Below are 16,823 nucleotides of genomic sequence, written 5' to 3'. Positions count from 1 at the left end.
AGGGAGGATCCGTGTCCAGAGGGGTACTCATCACCGGCGCGTCCAGGGGCGTCGGCGCGGCCGCTGCGCAGGCGTTCGCACGGGCCGGCGACCGGGTCGTGCTGCACTGCCGAGGCGCGGTCGACCGCGCCGAGGAGATCCGCGCCGGACTGCCCGGCGACGGTCACGGGGTGATCGCCGCGGACCTCGGCGATTCGGCTGCAATCCCTGCCCTGGTTGAGGAATCGGCCACCACGCTCGGGCGGATCGACGTACTCGTCAACAACGCGGCGATGTTCGTCGACGAGCCGGTCGGCGGTTCACGCCGGGTCGGTCACCCGCTGGCCGAGACGTCGTACGACGAATGGGTCGCGACCTGGCGTCGTACGTTGGCCGTCAACCTCGAGGGCGCGGCGCATGTGACGTGGTGCGTAGCGCGGCAGATGCTCGACAAAGAGCCCGCAGACGGCGTACGGCGGGGTGCGATCGTCAACGTCGGATCGCGTGGCGCCTACCGCGGCGAGCCGGATGTGCCGGCGTACGGCGCCTCCAAGGCCGGGCTGCACTCGCTCGGGCAGTCGCTGGCGGCATCGCTGGCGCCACATGACATCAGCGTGACGTCAATTGCGCCCGGTTTCATCGCCACCGACATGACCGAGACCTTCCTGGCCGGTCCAGGCGGAGACGCGATCCGAGCGCAGAGCCCGTTCGACCGGGTCGCCACGGCGGAGGAGGTCGGCGACGCGATCTACTGGCTCGCCTCACCCCAGGCGAACTGGGCCAGCGGCGCGGTCCTTGACTTCAACGGGGCGTCGTACCTGCACTGAGCTCCCCAACGCCGGCGTCACCCGTCCGAGCCCTGCCCGTAACAGATTCTTGTTGGCTCAGTTATTCAGTAACAACGGGTGAGCTTCCGGATACCTGGAGAGGGGTCCGGACCGGTGCACCCGCCTGTCCGGTGCACCCGTCCGTCGCCGGGCTCGTCGTACAACGGGAGCCTCTTCATGCGTTTCGCCCGCATCACCCTGGGCCTGCTGCTCACGCTGGCAGGCCTGGTGGCCACCGTGGCCGGAGCCGTCGCCGCCTTCTGGTTGGTCGGTCCGGACAACACGATCTCGACCCCCGGCCGCGAGTTCGCCAGTTCTGGCCTCGCGGTCGTCACCGCGCCCACGCTGCTCGACCGGCACGGCCCGACGCTGCACGTGAGTGCGTCGGGCAACAAGCCGCTGTTCGTCGGCATCGGGCAGGACCTCGACGTTCGCGACTACCTGGCAGGGTCCGCGCAGACCCGGCTGATCCGTTTCGAGCCGCCGGGCACGTTCGGCACCCAGGACCTGCGCGGCCGCAGCGGCAAGCTGACGCCGCCGGGCGAGCTCGACTGGTGGGTCGCACAGTCTGCCCCCGGCTCGCAGTCGCTGAGCTGGCCGATGCAGGACGGTCGGTACGAGGTCGTCGTGATGAACGCGGACGGTACGCCGGCCGTCGGAGCGCAGGTCAGCTTCGGGGTGCAGGTGCACCGCCTCTTCGGGATCTGCCTGCTGGTGCTGGGTGCGGGCGTGCTGGTGCTCGCGCTGGGGCTGGCGCTGATGTTCCGCCGCCGCAAGGTCGCGGACGTTGCCGCCGACAACGCGACCACGACCGAGATCCCGGTGCCGGTCGCGGACCGCATCCCGGCTCTGGCCGCGGTGGCATCCGCGCCGGCCGCTCAAGAGGCCAACAGCCCGGCGTATCGGGTGTCGCCGTTCGCACCTGAGCGGGTCAGCCCGTTCGCGCCGATGCAGCAGACGGAGCCGGCGGCGAAGCCGGCGCCGGCCAAGCCTGCTGTGGCGAGACCCGCGGCGGTCAAGCCTGCGCCGACGCCGGTGCCGGCTGCGCCGATGTTCATGTCGCCCGCAGCGGTCGCCCGCGCCAAGTCACCGGCGCTGATCGGCGCCTCCCAGCGGTACGACGAGCCGCCGACGTACGACGAACCGGCCGACCGCACCGAGTCCGTCGAGCCGACCGTCGAGCGCACCGAGGCCGTCGAGCCCGAGACGGTCCCACTCGCCGCCTCGCCGGAGTTCGAGAAGAGCGACGAGGCGGTCCGCCGTACCGCCGCCCTCCTCGCCAGCGGGGCTTTGTTGCTCACGACAACGAGCTGCGGGCTGATGCCGCCGAAGAACAGCCTGGCTGCGCCGGACAGCCGTCCGGCCGTCACGCTCGCCGACGCGCAGGCGGTCGTCCAGCGGTACAACCAGCTGAACAACCAGGCCAACCAGTCGCGCGACGCCAAGCTCTCCGCGACGATCGAGGGCAACCCGACGCTGGCGCAGACGCAGGCAGGCTTCGTGATCGGGCGGAAGCTCGACGCGGCCGGCAAGGACGTCTCGAAGCCGTTCAGCTACACGAACCCGGAGATCGGCGCGCCGCAGTTCGCGTCGTACCCGATGCGGTTCGTGGTCAGCTCGGGCGTCTCCAACGCACCGGGGGCCCGGCAGCTCGGCGTCTGGCAGCGCGAGAACGCCGGCAGCCCGTGGCTGCTGACGCACTCCGTCTACCCGCCGAAGGCAGCCGATCTACCGTCGGTCGACGGGATGCGCACCCCGGACGTCAGCGCGCTGAACAAGCTGCGGAGCCAGCCGGCGACAGTCGCGAAGGACCTCGCGGCGTACCTGAGCGGCGGCCCGAACGCCCCGCAGTCGAAGCTGTTCACGCCGTCCCCCGCCCTGTCGAGCATGCTCAAGCTGCGCGCGACGACGAAGGCCAACGACACCGCCGAGCCGTACATCGCGAGCGTGACCGACGCGTTCCTGCCGTCCGGCGAGCCGCTGGCCTTCATCACCTCGTCCGGCGACGCCCTGGTGTTCCTCACGCTCACCGAGCAGTACCTGCAGCGGGTCGAGCCGGGCTCGAACGCGTACTGGACCAGCGGCGAGGCGACCGCCTTCAGCAGCATGGTCAAGTACACCCAGAGCCTCCACCAGGACTACCTCCACCAGGTCGCGCTGGTCATCCCGACCAAGTCGTCGGGTGAGGCGATCCGGGTCCTGTCGATCGACCCCCAGCTCATCGGAGCCGGCGGCCAGTAAGCGCTTGCCGGAAGATAGTTCCGACTGATTGACTCCCGGGGTGAGGTTTTCCCACCGCCCGGGAGTTCCAGTGGAGATCACTCGTCGCCGCCTGCTGTCCGTCGTACCCGCCACCGCCCTGCTGACCGCGGTCAATCCGGCTCCGGCCGCGCACGCCACCATGGGTGCGGTGAGCGCTGACCCCGGCCAACTGCTGACCAACGCGATCGCGATCTATGCCGGTACGGCGGAATCCAACGCGCGCACCGAGGTCGCCGCAAAGGTCGCCGCGATCGACAGCACCGCGCGTACCTGGTTGTCCGCGCTCGACCGCGCCGGCGCCGGCGAGCTCTTCGCCGGACTCCCGCTAGGGACCAGCGATCCGAACCTCAGCTCGTCGTACCAGCACCTCTACGAGATCGCGCTCGCCTTCCGCCGGCCCGGACCGGCGTCGGACCTGCAGGGCAACGAGGAGGTGCGCGCCCGGATCGCGGAGAAGCTGCTCTGGCTGCACGAGAACTACTACGGCGACCAGTCGAAGGGGTACTACGGCAACTGGTTCACCTGGGAGATCGGCATCTCGACGTTCGTGTCGAAGACGCTCGCGCTGATCGACGCCCCGACCGACCTGATCACGCAGTACGTCGCCTCGATGGACGCCTACCTGCGCAACGGGAAGGACGGCGACGTCGACCTCGACTCGCGCTTCCACACCGGCGCGAACCTCGTCGACATCACCGCGAACCGCGTGCTCCAGGGCGCCCTGCTGAACGACGACGCGCGGATCCGGAAGGCGCTGCAGGACCAGTTCACGGTCTTCGCGACCATCGACCCGTACAACCTCCAGCACGACGTCACCGACGGGTACTACGCGGACGGCTCGTTCATCCAGCACGCCTCGGTCGCGTACACGGGCTCGTACGGAAAGGGCCTGCTCAGCCGGGTCGTGCAGACGATCAAGGTGCTCGCCGGGACGGAGTACGCGCAGGGTGACGACCTGGTCGGCGTGGTCCAGGGCTGGGTCGAGCACGGGTTCGCGCCGCTGATCTTCGAGGGCTGGATGATGGAGATCGTCAAGGGTCGTGCGGTGTCCCGGACGGCGACCGGGTACGACGATGTCGCGGTCGTCGTGGAGGCGATCGTCGACCTCGCGGACTACGCCACCGGCACGGACGCCCTGCGTTTGAAGGCGTTCGCGAAGTTCACCGCACGACCGACGATCAACGTGAACAGCTTCGTGTCACCGGTGAGCATCGGGCGGTTCGCGGACCTGAAGAACGACCCGGCGATCGTCCCGGCCGACCTCAACCCGGCGGCGAGTACGACGGCGTTCAACGCGATGGACCGGACCGTGCATCGACGGCCCGGGTACGCGTTCGCGGTGGCGCGGAACTCGGAGCGGATCAGCAAGTACGAGTACATGAGCGGCGAGAACCTGATGCCGTGGTTCCAGGGCGACGGCGCGCACTACCTCTACCTCGCGGGTGAGGACCAGACGAAGGCGTTCGGCATCGACTACTTCACGACGGTCTCGCCGTACGCGCTCGGCGGCGTGACCGCGCCGGTGGAGACACGGAAGTCGGTGCCGGAGCTCTACGGGACGCAGTACTACGACAATCCGCCGACGTTCACCGCGTCGTCGGAGGAGCAGAACACCTACGTCTACTTCCCGACCGGCACCAACGTGCACTCGGGCGGCGCGACCCTCGATGCGTACGGCGCGGTCGGGTGGGTGCAGTCGGATGACTTTGCGTATGCGTCGCGTGCGAGCCTGCCCGACGACTTCGTGGTCTACAAGAACGCATCGGCGACCAAGTCGTGGTTCCTGCTCGACGACGAGATCGTCGTACTCGCGGCCGGCGTCGGCGACGCGACCCGCGCCGTCACGACCACCCTCGACACCCGCATCGCCGGCGCAACCGACCCCGTCACGATCACCGGCGCACGCCGCGACGGCAGCGCATGGACCGGTCCGGGAACAGTCACTCCACGCTGGCTCCGCTACGCCAACAGCACCGCGTCGATCGGCTACCACTTCCTCCAGCCGACGCAGCTGTCAGTAGATCTGCAGACAGTCACGCGCAGCCGCCGGGTAGTCCGCACCTCGAACCCGGACACGCCGGTCACCAAGCAGGTCTTCGCCCTCACCGCCACCAGCGGATCCCTCGCCTACGTATTGGTGCCCAACGCAACAGAATCTGCACTCAAGGCGTACCAGCACAACCGGATCCTGCCCGTCGCCAACACCGTTAAATTACAGGCGATCCAGCACCTGGGCCTCCGCCTGACGGCCGCCAACACCTTCACCTCCGGCCGGCACAACCTTCCCGGGCTCACCATCGACGGCCCTGCGTCGTTGCTCCTGCGGCGTCAATCGTCAGGCGTCCAGGTTGCCGTCTCCGATCCGACGACCAAGCGCGACACGATCACCGTCAACCTGTGGGCGCAGTACCTCAAGCCCGCGTCGCCCGCGCCAGGCGTTCAGGTGACCCGGACGCTCACCGGCACCCGATTGACCTTCACCACGCGACACACCTACGGGAGCAGCCTGGCGATCAAGCTTCTTCCAGCTTGGCGATGATCGCCTGCATCGTGGCGAGCGTCGTACGAAGGTCGTCGAGCTCGACGGTCTTCGCGAGCTGCGAGGTCCACGGGTGCTGGGCGACCGCGATCTGGCGGATCGCCCAGTAGCCGGCCTCGGTGCAGGCGAGCAGCTTGGCGCGACGGTGCGCCGGATTCGGCCGGTACTCCGCGAGGCCGCGCTCGACGAGCAGATCCGCGATGCGCTGCACACCCTGCCGGCTGACGCCCATGATCCGCCCGACGTCGGCGACCGACCGCGGTTCATCGAGTACACCGCCCAGCACCTGCCACCACGCAGCCGTGAGGCCGCCGTGCGCGGCAAGGTCCTGGGCAGCCTCCATCAGCCGCGCGTTCAGCCGGAAGGTGGCGAGGACGACATCCGTCAACACCGCACCACCTTCCGACTGCTTCGTCGGCTTCGGCCACTCTTCCCGGGGTGGAACCGTCATCCCACCAGCGTCGCGTACGCCGCGGGGTCGGCGCGATGGAACACGCCTTCGTACGCGTCCAGCTTCCGCTCGTCCGCCAACTCGAGCCGCTGCAGCACCGCGCGCGCGAACTGCACCGGCGAGTCCGGCCCCGCCGTGATCAGATCCCCGCCGACCACCGCGCGCTCGTCGACGTAGTTGCCGACACCCTGGTATCCCGTCGCCTGCAGGTACTCCTTCGCCGCACTCGTGTGCTTGCGCTCATCCAGCAGCCCCGCCCTCGCGAGACCCGCAGTCGCGCCACAGATCGCCGCCACCGGCACCGAAGCGTCGAGGAACCGCGCCGCCAACTTCGCGAACGCATCTCCACCGCCGTTGTCCCACTGCCCCGACCCCGCCAGCACCAGCAGGTCTCCCGCATCCGGCTCGACGTCGGCAATCGTCACGTCCGGCACGATCCGCATCCCGCCCATGGTCACGACCGGCTCCAGCGACTCCCCCACCGTCACCACGGTCCACGGCACGCCGGTGAACCGACCGGTCCGCAACTCCACCACCAGGTGCCCGATCTCCCAGTCCGCCAACGTCTCGTACACCGCCACATAAGCTGTTCTCATAGACAACATGCTGTCATTTGGACAACATGTTGTCAAGCTCAGGAAATGGGGTGTCAGGCCGAGCGGAGGCTGGGACGGTAGGCGGATGGGTGTGCGTGAGTTGACGGTCGACGACTGGGCGGGTTTGTGGCCGCTGGTGAAGGGCTTCGGGACCGAGTTCTCTGAGCCGGAGTCGCGGGGGTACTTCGAGGAGTTGGTGGAGGATCCGCGGTGGGTGGCATTGGGGTACGACGACGGCGGTGAGCTGATCGGGTACGCCGCGGTGCAGGACTACGGCACGCATCTCCGGGCCGGGCGCCGGCACCACGGGCGGCTGCATGACCTGTACGTCCTGCCGGACCGCAGACGGGGCGGTGTCGGTCGAGCGTTGATGGCGGCGGTCGCCGAGTGGGCCTCCACCCGAGTGCGGCATCTCGAATGGCAGGGCCATCACGAGCGCGCGGCGCCGTTCTACGAGGCGCTGGGGTACCACGGTGATCCGTGTCCGCAGCCGGACTACCCGACCTTCGAGATCGACTTCGGCAAGTAGTCGCGGACCAGCAGAAGACCGGCAAGCGCGGTCGCCGCGGCGGCGAGCATCAACGCATGATGAATGTCGAGCGCGGCGAGCAGGTTCGTCGAGACGATCAGCGGAACGGTCTGCACCAACGACAGCAACGACTGCAGCCGGGTCAGATGGGATCGCGGCGTACTGCGAACGAACACCGGCGCAAGGTGCGACGTGAAGAGCCCGACCCCGACGCCCTGCACGACCATCGCACCGACCGCCGACGCGACGGACGGCGCCAGCGTGAGCCCCGAGATCGCGACCGCAGCAAGCAGACACCCGACGCCACCCGTCAACCCCGCACGATCAAAGGTGCCGAAGCGCGCAACGAGGATCGTCACGACCAACCCACCGCAAACGTTGCCCGCCACAACAAACCCGGCCTGCCCGGCCGCCCACCCGTGTGATCGGGCGAGCAACGGAACGCACAACGACGTGACCGGCAGAACGAACGCCGCGACCAATGCCACCACAGCTAACACCGTCCGCAACACGGGATCCCCCGCAGCAACCCGCAACCCGTCCAACGCCTCACGCACAACGGAACGGCCTGCCGGTTGCGTCGGGCCCACGTCGTACGGCGGTCTGAGGATGAACAACACGAGGAACTGCACCGCAAACGTCAATCCGTCGAGCACGAGCGCACCGGCCAACCCGACCGTGACCACGAGCAGCCCACTCGCCGGTCCGCCAACGAGGGTGATCAGCTGCGTGGCCGACGTGCGCAACGCCATTGCCCTAGGCAACTGATCGTCCGGCACGAACAGCCGCGGCAGCACACCCGCGGCCGGCAGCGCAAACGCGTCAACCGTCCCGACCACAACCGCCGTCGTCACCAGCAGACCGGCCGAGACTCCATGGATCCCGACCACCACGGCCAGTAGGAAGCAGCAGGTCCCGACGATCGCGCCGCACGCGAGCAGCAGTCGGCGCGGACCGATCCGGTCGCCGAGCAGGAGGAGTACGGCGCGTGGCAGGGTGAACCCGGTCAGCACCAGCGCGGCGATCCGCGGGCCAATGCCCGTCGCCGCCCAGCCCAGCGCGAAGAACAGCGCGGTGTCGCCGAGAACCGAGAGTGTGGAACCTGCCAGCCAGCCGTAGTACGACCGCGTCACCCGTCCAGCCGGACAGGCATGACGAGCGTGGTGAACGTACCCTGGTCGGCCGACCGTACGACGACCGGCCGCGCCGGCTCACAGATCTCGAGCAACACGTCCGGCCCGACACTCGCCTCCAGCGCCGCGGCAAGCAGACTCGCGGTGAACCCGACCCGCACCGCCCCGGACCCGATCGCGTCGAGCTTCACCTCGTCACCGATCCGCAGGCTCTCGGAGTCGATGTCAAAAGCAACCACATCCCGGCCGACCAGCACGTCGAGCAGCCCCACCCGATCCACCACCACCCGGCAAGCCGGCGGCGTCAACCCGTCCAGAATCTGCTGGTACGCCGGAAACTCGGCATCGACAACCGCCAACTCCCGCGACTCGTCACCCCGCACGAGTCTGAGCCCGCCGTCCACCTCCGCCCGGACCACATCCCCCGCCGCGGCCCACCGAGCAACCCCAGCCAACTCCTCAGCCCGCACCAGCACTCGCCCTGCCACCCCACCGAACTCCACCGGCCGAACGGTCCGCACTGCCAACCGATACCTATCAGTCGCCACAAACGTGATCTCCTCAGGCGACAACTCGATCAGCACGCAGCTCAACACGAACTCCAACTCGCCCGCCCCAACTCCACCCGCCGAGGCAGCGTGCCCGCCCGAGGGCCCTGCTGCGGCTGGTGCTACCTGGCGGATCGCGCTGGCCAGTTCCGGGCCTCCTATCACCGCGGTTGTTCGGTGGGAGACGAGTTGGGTGAGGAGGCGCTCGGCTGCGGCCCGGGTGGCGGTGGACTTGGCTTCGAGGGTGCGGAGGTGGGAGCGGACCAGGTCCGCGACCTCGGCCGGGTCGGCGTCCAGGGCGATGCGGACCTCGGGGAGTGGCAGGTCGATCTCGCGGAGGTCGCGGAGCAGGCGGGCTCGGGGTTGTTGCGAGCGGTCGTAGTACCGGTAGCCGTTGGCCGCGTCCACGAAGGCGGGTGGCAGCAGCCCGCAGTCGTCGTAGAACCGCAGGGCGCTCGGTGCCAGCCCCACCACCCGCGCAAACTCACTGATCGTCAGCCTCATGGCCCCGACCCTGATCCCTGAACCAACTCGAAGGTCAACTCCGGAGCCGGCCCCACAGGCTGAGCGTCTTGCCGAACCGCTCGCCCCGGATCCAGTCCAGGATGCTCTTCGCCGACCGCTCCGGCGAGACGTCACCGCGCACCGACCGCGGTACGTGCTTGCGGATCTCGGCCGCGTCCGCCAGCGCCTCCTTGATCTCCGCCTCCGGCCAACCACGCCCGGCCAGCCGCTTCCGCCGTACGGCGTCCGGGCAGTCCAGATGCAGCCAGCGGCCTTCCGGCAGCTCGGACGGCAGCAGCGGGGAGAGCAGCAGCACCGGGATCCCGGACCGTCTGATCAGCTCCGTGATCCGCAACCAGAGCGCGTTGTACGCCGGCCAGATCGGCGCCGCGGTCGGGCTCGCGATGTCGATCCCGAGCAGCCGTCCGTTGTCGTCGAGCAGCTCGTCCATGTCCATCACGACCAGGTTCCCCGGGCTGAGCCGCACCAGCTCCGGCACCACTGTCGTCTTCCCCGATCCGGGTGCCCCTGTCACCACGAACATCCTCGTCACAGCTCTAGTGTGCGGTCACTGCACCAGAAGGCGCATCGGAGGTCGTGCCTCACCGGTAATCGTGGGCAGTCCGCTGAGCCCGGGTGTGACCGATCCGAGCACGCTGGAATGCCTCGCGCCGGTGCAGCTCGGCACCGTCCCGCCGAGGCCGTGCACGCTCAGAAACCCGAGTACGGCGAACGCGTACGCCTCCTTCGCCGCCGACGGCATGCCGAGCTCATCCGTGGTCCGGACCGGAATCTCCAGCTCGTCCGCCAGCAGATGCATTAGCGCCGGGTTCTGGATCCCGCCACCTGATGCGACCACCTCCGTGCCGCCATAGCGCCGTACGGCGTCCGCGACCGTCCGGGCGGTCAGCGTGGTCACGGTGGCGACCAGATCCTCCGCCGGGATCTCCGGCAGCCCCTCCATCGCGCGCGCGACATAGGCCAGGTTGAACAGCTCCTTCCCGGTCGACTTCGGCGCCGGCCGCGCGTAGTACGGCTCCGCCAGCAGCCGACCGAGCAGTTCCTCATGCACCTGACCCCGCGCCGCCATCACCCCGTCCGCGTCGAACGGCCGCCCGGTCAGCTCGGTCACCACGGCGTCGATCAGCGCATTCGCCGGACCGGTGTCGAAGGCAACCGGTTCGCCGTGGACGACGGTGATGTTCGCGATCCCGCCGAGATTCAGAGCCACCGGTACGCCGGGACGCCCGCGCAACCACAGCACGTCGATGATGCTCACCAGCGGCGCACCCTGCCCGCCCGCCGCCACGTCCCGCGCCCGCAGGTCCGACACCACCGGTACGCCGGTCGCCTCCGCGATCCATGCCGGCTGCCCGAGCTGCAGCGTCCCGCGCACCGTTCCGTCGTCGACCCAGTGGAACACCGTCTGCCCGTGCGACACGATCAGATCGGCGTACCCGCCGCACAGCTGCTCGACCGCCTGCCGGGCCACCGCGGCGAACGCCTGCCCGATCCCGGTGTCCAGCCGGCACACCTGCTCGACCGTCGTCGATGCCGGCGGCAACGAGGCCGCGACCGCCGCCCGCAGCTCGGGCGGGTACGGCTGGCTGAGCATGCCCAGCGGCGTCAGCACCAGCACGTCGCCGTCCAGCCGCAGGTCAGCGGCGGCGGCGTCGATGGCGTCGTACGACGTACCGGACATCAGCCCGATCACTCGCATATCAACTCCCGTCGATGGCGGTCGGAGCGTCCATCTTCATTCACAACGCCGCCACGCCGCGACCCGGGCAATGCAACCTTCCGGTCTGCGCCGGTGTCTATCTGACTACGAGAACGATCACCGAGGAGGGGTGGATGGTCACGCGGGGTGATGATTTCGACGACTTCGTCCGGGGCAGCTCGACCCGGCTGCTGCGGACCGCCGTGCTGCTGGTCGGCGACCGGTCGGCGGCCGAGGATCTCGTCCAGGAGATGTACGAGCGGGTGTATGTCGCCTGGCGGCGGATCCACAGCGCACCGGACGCGTACGCCCGCCGGACCCTGGCCAACCTCGCCGCGAACCGGTGGCGCAGCAAGGGCCGCAAACCCGAGGTCGCGCTCGCCGACCACGACCGGCCGACGCCCGACGGGGCCGAGGACCACGCCGTCCGCGACCAGCTGATCACCGCCCTGCAGGAGCTCCCGCCGCGGCAGCGCGCCGTGATCGTGCTCCGGTACTACGAAGACCTCACCGAGGCCCAGACCGCCGACGCGCTCGGGTGCTCACTCGGCACCGTGAAGAGCCAGACGTCCCGCGCACTGGACCGGCTCCGCCTGATCACCGAACCCGCCATCCTGGAAGGACTCCGATGACCGAGACCGAACTCAAGCAGCGACTGAGCGCCGACGTCGACAGCGTCGAGGCCCCGTCCGACCTGCTCGACCGCGCCCGGGCCGGCGGGGCTCGCCGACTCCGGCGCCGCCGCTTCCTCGCCGCCGGAGCGATCGCACTGACGACTGTTGTCGTCGGCGGGGTCGCGGTCACCGCTCCGGCCGTCCTCGACCACCGGTCCGATCCGCCGGTCGCATCCCGCCCCGGCGAGGGCGACCCGTACGCGTTCCTGATGAACGGTCCGACCCGGGGCGACCTGGCCGGCGACACGGCATACCTCCGGCAGGTGCTCGAGGCCTGGCGGTCCTCGCACGGCAGGTCGATCAACCACGACCGCGGCATCTTCAACCACATGCAGGGCGACGCGAAGGTCGCCTGGGCCGGCAACACGCCGGGCGGCCGGGCCGCGATCGTGGTCGAGAACTCCGACCTCCGCAACCACTCCGACGTGCAGCTGTACCACGAGGGCGTCGCGGCGCTGGTCGGGTACGTCGGCGACGGGAAGGACGGCAAGCCGACCGTCCTCGGCGACGACTACCCGGTCCCGGGCGCGTCCCAGCAGACCGCGTTCGTGGTCGAGAAGGACGGCACCAAAGCACTGGTCGCTCTCCAGATGCCCGGCAAGCCGATCGGCCTGTCGCTGGGCCGGACGTACGCCGAGGACGGCTCGGTCAAGCGCACCTACAACCAGCTGACGTTCCGCGACCGCGTGGCGATCGTGAAGCTGCCGGCCGGCCAGAAGGTCGACGACCTGAAGATCAACCGGATGCCGGGCACCGCCTTCTCGTCCCTCTCGGTCCTGTACACCGGCCCCGCGATGACCGAGACGCCGGAGAACCGCCTCTGGTCGGACTTCGCGCAGGAGAGCGACGGGCTCTGGCCGATGAGCGACGGCGCCAACAAGCTGCGCTCGAAGGCGAACGAGCTTTTCAACGACGCCATCGGAAAGGTCAGCGACCCGAACGCGAACAGCACCGCGTTCTCGATCTGGACCGGGTACGGCGTCACCACCAACGGGACCGCGGTGTACCTCGGCGAGCAGGCGCTCGACAACGACCCGACCCACCTGTACGCCGTACTCAAGCCGAAGACCGGCAACCTCAGGATCGTCGGGGGCGGCGTACCGGACGCAGCGACCGCGCTCCCGGTCGCGATCAAACTCCCCGACAACCAGGGCTGGGCCGTTGCCCGCAAGGACGCGCAACTCTCCTACCGGTACGACGGCGGCACGTGGAGCCCGGCGCGCTCGAACGCGCTCCTGGTACCGGCCGGCAGCCGCGCCGAGGTGAAGGTCGAGGCCGGCGGCACGACGGACGTCGTACCGTTGTCGTGAACCCTTGACACCGGGTTTGGCCCCGATCGATGATCGGTGTCGCTATACCGGTTTATCTCCTGTCGCCGCCTGGGCCAATCGCCCCGCGGCGACCGGTACTTAACCGATATAGCGACACCGCCCACCTTTGACGAGGAGTCGATCGGATGAGCTCACCACTCATGAAACGAAGGACCCTGTTGTCAGCCCTGGCCGCCGGCACCGCCGCGGCCGCCACCGGTGCCGCGCTGCCCGCCGAGGCCGCGCCAAAGTGCCGCCGCGCGCAGAAGACCGGCCCGGTCACCGTCGCGTACATCGAGGTCAACGACCACAGCATGCTGAGCGCCGGCAAGTACACGCTGGCGAACGGCGGCGCGCAGGTGATCGACGTCGCGGTGATCTTCGCGGCGAACATCAACTACGACGGCTCGAACGCGTACCTGTTCTTCAACGACCAGGTGACCAACGTCCTGAACAACGTCGCCACCCAGGTCCGCCCGCTGCAGCAGAAGGGCATCAAGGTCCTGCTGTCGATCCTCGGCAACCACCAGGGCGCCGGCTTCGCGAACTTCCCGAACCAGGCCGCCGCCGACGCGTTCGCGCAGCAGCTCGCCGACGCGGTCAACCAGTACGGCCTGGACGGCATCGACTTCGACGACGAGTACGCGGAGTACGGCAACAACGGCACCGGCCAGCCGAACGACTTCTCGTTCGTCTATCTGGTCCAGGCCCTCCGCGCCAAACTCCCGAACAAGCTGATCACGCTCTACGACATCGGCCCGGCCGCGGATCGCCTGTCGTACAACGGCCAGAGCATCGCGGAGACCTTCAACTACGCCTGGAACCCGTACTACGGCACGTGGGGCGTCCCGGTCGGCCCCAGCGAGAAGTCCCGCCTCTCACCGGCCGCCATCTCCTACACCGCCACCAGCTCATCGACCGCCGCGAGCCTCGCCCAGCGAACGGTCAGCGAGGGGTACGGCGTCTTCCTCACCTACAACCTGACCGAGGCGGACACGTCGTCGTACATGACGTCGTTCACGCAGAAGCTGTACGGCAGCGCGACCGTCTACAAGGCGTAGGTCCAGCCGGGCTGCCAGTTGAACGGCCCCATCAGCAATTTCTCCAACGGTTGCCCGCTCCCCAGCAGATGTTCCAACGCCCATCGGTTGGCCGAGTGGGCAACCACCAGGACAGTGCCATCGCCGTACCAGCGCTTGACGTCCTCGAGGAACGCACGCGTCAGCTCGAGGACGTCGGTGTAGCTCTGACCGCCGGGGAACGGAGTCTGGACGCGCTCGGCCCTCGGTTCGAGCGCCTCCACCGGCGCACCGTTCAGCTCGCCGTAGTTGCACTCACGCAAGCGCCAGTCCCGCAGGTGCGGCACCGTCAGTCCGGACAGCTCGACGGTCCGCACCGCGCGATGCAGGTCCGAGCTGAAGACGACGTCGACGTCCGCATGCCGCAGCCCGAGCTCGCGCGACTCCCGCTGCCCGCGCTCGGACAACTGTCCCGGCAGCCATCCGGTCGCGATTCCGCGTTCGTTGTCGACAGTGGTCGAGTGGGTCTCGTATATCAGCCTGGTCACAGGTCACAGCAAACCCCCTTTGCCCTCATTACTGACGGGTATATACTTAAGTTACTCGTGAGTAAGGGAGCTTCTGTGAGCCACTACAAGTCGAATCTGCGGGATATCGAGTTCAACCTGCTCGAGGTCCTGGGCCGCGGCGACGTGCTCGGTCAGGGCCCGTATGCCGACATGGACGTCGACACCGCCCGCGAGGTGCTCGCGGAGATCGACCGGCTGGCCAAGCACGAGCTGGCCGAGTCGTTCGGGGAGGCCGACCGGAATCCGCCGGTCTTCGACCCGGAGGCGCACGAGGTCCGGATGCCCGAGGCGTTCAAGAAGAGCTACCACGCCTACATGGACGCCGAGTGGTTCAAGCTCGAGCTGCCGGCTGAGCTCGGAGGTCAGCCGACCCCGCCGTCGCTGCGCTGGGCCGCCGCCGAGCTGGTGCTCGGCGCCAACCCGCCGGTGCACATGTACGCCGCCGGCCCGAATTTCGCGCACGTCCTGTGGCGCAACGGCGTCGACCGCGACAAGAAGATCGCGCACCACATCATCGAGCGCGGCTGGGGCGCCACCATGGTGCTGACCGAGCCGGACGCCGGCTCCGACGTCGGCGCCGGCCGCACCAAGGCCACGCTGCAGGAGGACGGCAGCTGGCACATCGAGGGCGTCAAGCGGTTCATCACCTCGGGCGAGCACGACCTGACCGAGAACATCGTCCACCTGGTGCTCGCGCGACCGCAGGGCGTCGAGGGCGTCGGCGGTCCGGGTACCAAGGGCCTGAGCCTTTTCGTGGTTCCGAAGTACGACTTCGACCTCGAGACCGGTGAGCTGACGGGTGAGCGCAACGGCGCCTTCGTCACGAACGTCGAGAAGAAGATGGGCATCAAGGTCTCCACGACCTGCGAGATCACCTTCGGCGACGGCGTACCCGCGAAGGGCTGGCTGCTCGGCGAGGTGCACGACGGCATCGCACAGATGTTCCAGGTGATCGAGTACGCGCGGATGATGGTCGGCACGAAGGCGATCGCCACGCTGTCCACCGGCTACCTGAACGCGCTCGAGTACGCCAAGGAGCGGGTGCAGGGCGCGGACCTGACGCAGCCGGCCAAGGACGCGCCGCGGGTCACGATCACCCACCACCCCGACGTACGGCGTTCGCTGATGACGCAGAAGGCGTACGCCGAGGCGCTGCGGGCGCTGGTGCTGTTCACCGCGACGTACCAGGACCGGGCCGAGCAGGCGCGGTACGCCGGTGAGCACGACGACCTCGCCGAGCGGGTCAACGACCTGCTGCTGCCGCTGGTGAAGGGGTACGGCTCGGAGAAGTCGTGGACGCTGCTCGGCACCGAGTCGCTGCAGACGTTCGGCGGGTCCGGCTTCCTGCAGGACTACCCGATCGAGCAGTACGTGCGGGACGCGAAGATCGACACCCTCTACGAGGGCACGACCGCGATCCAGGGTCAGGACCTGTTCTTCCGGAAGATCATCAAGGACCAGGGCAAGGCACTGGGCCATCTGGCCGAGCAGGTGCAGGCATTTGTCGCTTCCGAGGCAGGCAACGGCCGGCTGAAGGAGGAGCGCGGGCTGCTCGCGAAGGGCCTCGAGGACACCCAGAAGATCCTGGGCATCATGGGGCAGGCCCTGATGGCCAGCAACCCCCAGGCGGAGAACGGCGACCCGCGCAACGTCTACAAGGTCGGCCTGAACACCTCACGGCTGCTGTTCGTCCTCGGTGACGTGGTCTGCTCGTGGCTGATGCTCCGCCAGGCCGAGGTCGCGCTGGACCGGCTGGGCGGCGAGCTTTCCCCTGCTGACCAGGACTTTTACGCCGGCAAGGTGGCGGCCGCGCAGTGGTTCGTCCGCAGCACGATGCCGTCGGTCCGGGCCGAGCGGGTCAAGGCCGAGCTCACCGATCTGGACGTGATGGACCTCCCGGAGTCCGCCTTCTGAAGCTCCTCCGGCTCGGGTGCTTGCGCGGTCGAGCCGGAGGGTTCCAACTCGGGGCAGATTGATCTGCCCCGGGATGCCCCGCGATCTGCCCTGTTGTAAAGCGGGGTGTTGTAGCAACGTTTCTGCCCTGCAACACCGTGACCCTGGCTTGGTCTCCCCTGTCCGAGCCAGGGTCGCGTCTATTCCGGAACCGGCAGGGAGGATTCGGCGTCCGTGTGAGTGTGCCCAGATTCGGTCGTCGTAGGCTGT

The 16,823-nt window shown here is 68.8% G+C and carries 15 protein-coding genes; 8 read left to right on the top strand and 7 right to left on the bottom strand.

Going from position 1 to position 16,823, the window contains the following annotated elements:
* Positions 1–11: 11 nt before the first annotated feature.
* The 3 genes from FDA38_RS23155 (at position 12) to FDA38_RS23145 (ending at position 5,607) form a co-directional block, all read left to right on the top strand.
* Entirely contained in the window at positions 12–806 is a 795-nt protein-coding gene (locus tag FDA38_RS23155) for an SDR family NAD(P)-dependent oxidoreductase (RefSeq protein WP_137256169.1), read from the top strand.
* Positions 807–983: 177 nt separating this feature from the next.
* Positions 984–3,047 (top strand): hypothetical protein, encoded by a 2,064-nt coding sequence (locus FDA38_RS23150; protein ID WP_137256168.1) that lies wholly within the window; start codon positions 984–986, stop codon positions 3,045–3,047.
* A gap of 70 nt (positions 3,048–3,117) precedes the next feature.
* A complete protein-coding gene (locus FDA38_RS23145; protein WP_137256167.1) occupies positions 3,118–5,607 on the top strand; it encodes a polysaccharide lyase family 8 super-sandwich domain-containing protein in 2,490 nt (829 codons plus the stop codon).
* On the opposite strand, the gene FDA38_RS23140 is transcribed toward FDA38_RS23145, so the two are convergent.
* The gene (locus tag FDA38_RS23140; protein ID WP_137256166.1) at positions 5,582–6,058 is read right to left on the bottom strand and encodes a MarR family winged helix-turn-helix transcriptional regulator; all 477 of its coding nucleotides are present in this window, start codon (positions 6,056–6,058) and stop codon (positions 5,582–5,584) included. The two genes, FDA38_RS23145 and FDA38_RS23140, sit on opposite strands and share 26 nt — an antisense overlap.
* Positions 6,055–6,654, bottom strand: coding sequence for a DJ-1/PfpI family protein (locus FDA38_RS23135; RefSeq protein ID WP_202877790.1), 600 nt, complete (start codon positions 6,652–6,654; stop codon positions 6,055–6,057). The genes FDA38_RS23140 and FDA38_RS23135 overlap by 4 nt, the downstream gene beginning before the upstream one ends.
* Before the next feature lie 85 nt (positions 6,655–6,739).
* Here FDA38_RS23135 and FDA38_RS23130 point away from each other — a divergent pair, with 85 nt between their 5' ends.
* Positions 6,740–7,183, top strand: a complete 444-nt coding sequence (locus FDA38_RS23130) for a GNAT family N-acetyltransferase (protein WP_137256164.1) — start codon at positions 6,740–6,742, stop codon at positions 7,181–7,183.
* Here the strand turns inward: FDA38_RS23130 and FDA38_RS23125 are convergent.
* The 4 genes from FDA38_RS23125 to FDA38_RS23110 are packed head-to-tail and all read right to left on the bottom strand — an operon-like array spanning position 7,150 to position 11,088.
* A complete protein-coding gene (locus tag FDA38_RS23125; protein WP_137256163.1) occupies positions 7,150–8,316 on the bottom strand; it encodes an MFS transporter in 1,167 nt (388 codons plus the stop codon). The two genes, FDA38_RS23130 and FDA38_RS23125, sit on opposite strands and share 34 nt — an antisense overlap.
* Entirely contained in the window at positions 8,313–9,368 is a 1,056-nt protein-coding gene (locus FDA38_RS23120) for a MerR family transcriptional regulator (RefSeq protein WP_137256162.1), read from the bottom strand. Before FDA38_RS23120 ends, FDA38_RS23125 begins: the two co-directional genes overlap by 4 nt.
* A 34-nt stretch (positions 9,369–9,402) precedes the next feature.
* Entirely contained in the window at positions 9,403–9,912 is a 510-nt protein-coding gene (locus FDA38_RS23115; RefSeq protein ID WP_233714937.1) for an AAA family ATPase, read from the bottom strand.
* Between the two features lie 24 nt (positions 9,913–9,936).
* The gene (locus FDA38_RS23110; protein WP_137256161.1) at positions 9,937–11,088 is read right to left on the bottom strand and encodes an anhydro-N-acetylmuramic acid kinase; all 1,152 of its coding nucleotides are present in this window, start codon (positions 11,086–11,088) and stop codon (positions 9,937–9,939) included.
* A 134-nt stretch (positions 11,089–11,222) separates the two neighbouring features.
* On the opposite strand from FDA38_RS23110, the gene FDA38_RS23105 reads away from it, so the two are divergent.
* From FDA38_RS23105 to FDA38_RS23095, 3 genes are all read left to right on the top strand, one after another.
* Positions 11,223–11,720, top strand: coding sequence for a SigE family RNA polymerase sigma factor (locus FDA38_RS23105; protein ID WP_137256160.1), 498 nt, complete (start codon positions 11,223–11,225; stop codon positions 11,718–11,720).
* Complete coding sequence (locus FDA38_RS23100) at positions 11,717–13,072, top strand: hypothetical protein (protein ID WP_137256159.1); 1,356 nt, start codon at positions 11,717–11,719, stop codon at positions 13,070–13,072. The genes FDA38_RS23105 and FDA38_RS23100 overlap by 4 nt, the downstream gene beginning before the upstream one ends.
* Positions 13,073–13,233: 161 nt before the next feature.
* Positions 13,234–14,133, top strand: a complete 900-nt coding sequence (locus FDA38_RS23095) for an endo-beta-N-acetylglucosaminidase H (RefSeq protein ID WP_170989842.1) — start codon at positions 13,234–13,236, stop codon at positions 14,131–14,133.
* Here the strand turns inward: FDA38_RS23095 and FDA38_RS23090 are convergent.
* A complete protein-coding gene (locus FDA38_RS23090) occupies positions 14,121–14,639 on the bottom strand; it encodes a histidine phosphatase family protein (protein ID WP_137256157.1) in 519 nt (172 codons plus the stop codon). The genes FDA38_RS23095 and FDA38_RS23090 overlap by 13 nt on opposite strands.
* Positions 14,640–14,714: 75 nt before the next feature.
* On the opposite strand from FDA38_RS23090, the gene FDA38_RS23085 reads away from it, so the two are divergent.
* Entirely contained in the window at positions 14,715–16,574 is a 1,860-nt protein-coding gene (locus FDA38_RS23085) for an acyl-CoA dehydrogenase (RefSeq protein ID WP_137256156.1), read from the top strand.
* Positions 16,575–16,823 lie beyond the last annotated feature (249 nt).

The sequence above is a fragment of the Kribbella jiaozuonensis genome (assembly GCF_005233875.1).
In the GTDB taxonomy this organism is placed as follows: Bacteria; Actinomycetota; Actinomycetes; order Propionibacteriales; family Kribbellaceae; genus Kribbella; species Kribbella jiaozuonensis.
Note: the sequence above shows the minus strand (reverse complement) of the source record. Positions and strands in the feature narration are given on the sequence as shown.

Coding starts and splice junctions, on each gene's coding strand:
- FDA38_RS23115 (WP_233714937.1), bottom strand. CDS start 9,912: ATGTTCGTGGTGACAGGGGCACCCGGATCGGGGAAGACGACAGTGGTG.
- FDA38_RS23100 (WP_137256159.1), top strand. CDS start 11,717: ATGACCGAGACCGAACTCAAGCAGCGACTGAGCGCCGACGTCGACAGC.
- FDA38_RS23110 (WP_137256161.1), bottom strand. CDS start 11,088: ATGCGAGTGATCGGGCTGATGTCCGGTACGTCGTACGACGCCATCGAC.
- FDA38_RS23150 (WP_137256168.1), top strand. CDS start 984: ATGCGTTTCGCCCGCATCACCCTGGGCCTGCTGCTCACGCTGGCAGGC.
- FDA38_RS23120 (WP_137256162.1), bottom strand. CDS start 9,368: ATGAGGCTGACGATCAGTGAGTTTGCGCGGGTGGTGGGGCTGGCACCG.
- FDA38_RS23135 (WP_202877790.1), bottom strand. CDS start 6,654: ATGAGAACAGCTTATGTGGCGGTGTACGAGACGTTGGCGGACTGGGAG.
- FDA38_RS23105 (WP_137256160.1), top strand. CDS start 11,223: ATGGTCACGCGGGGTGATGATTTCGACGACTTCGTCCGGGGCAGCTCG.
- FDA38_RS23095 (WP_170989842.1), top strand. CDS start 13,234: ATGAAACGAAGGACCCTGTTGTCAGCCCTGGCCGCCGGCACCGCCGCG.
- FDA38_RS23140 (WP_137256166.1), bottom strand. CDS start 6,058: ATGACGGTTCCACCCCGGGAAGAGTGGCCGAAGCCGACGAAGCAGTCG.
- FDA38_RS23130 (WP_137256164.1), top strand. CDS start 6,740: ATGGGTGTGCGTGAGTTGACGGTCGACGACTGGGCGGGTTTGTGGCCG.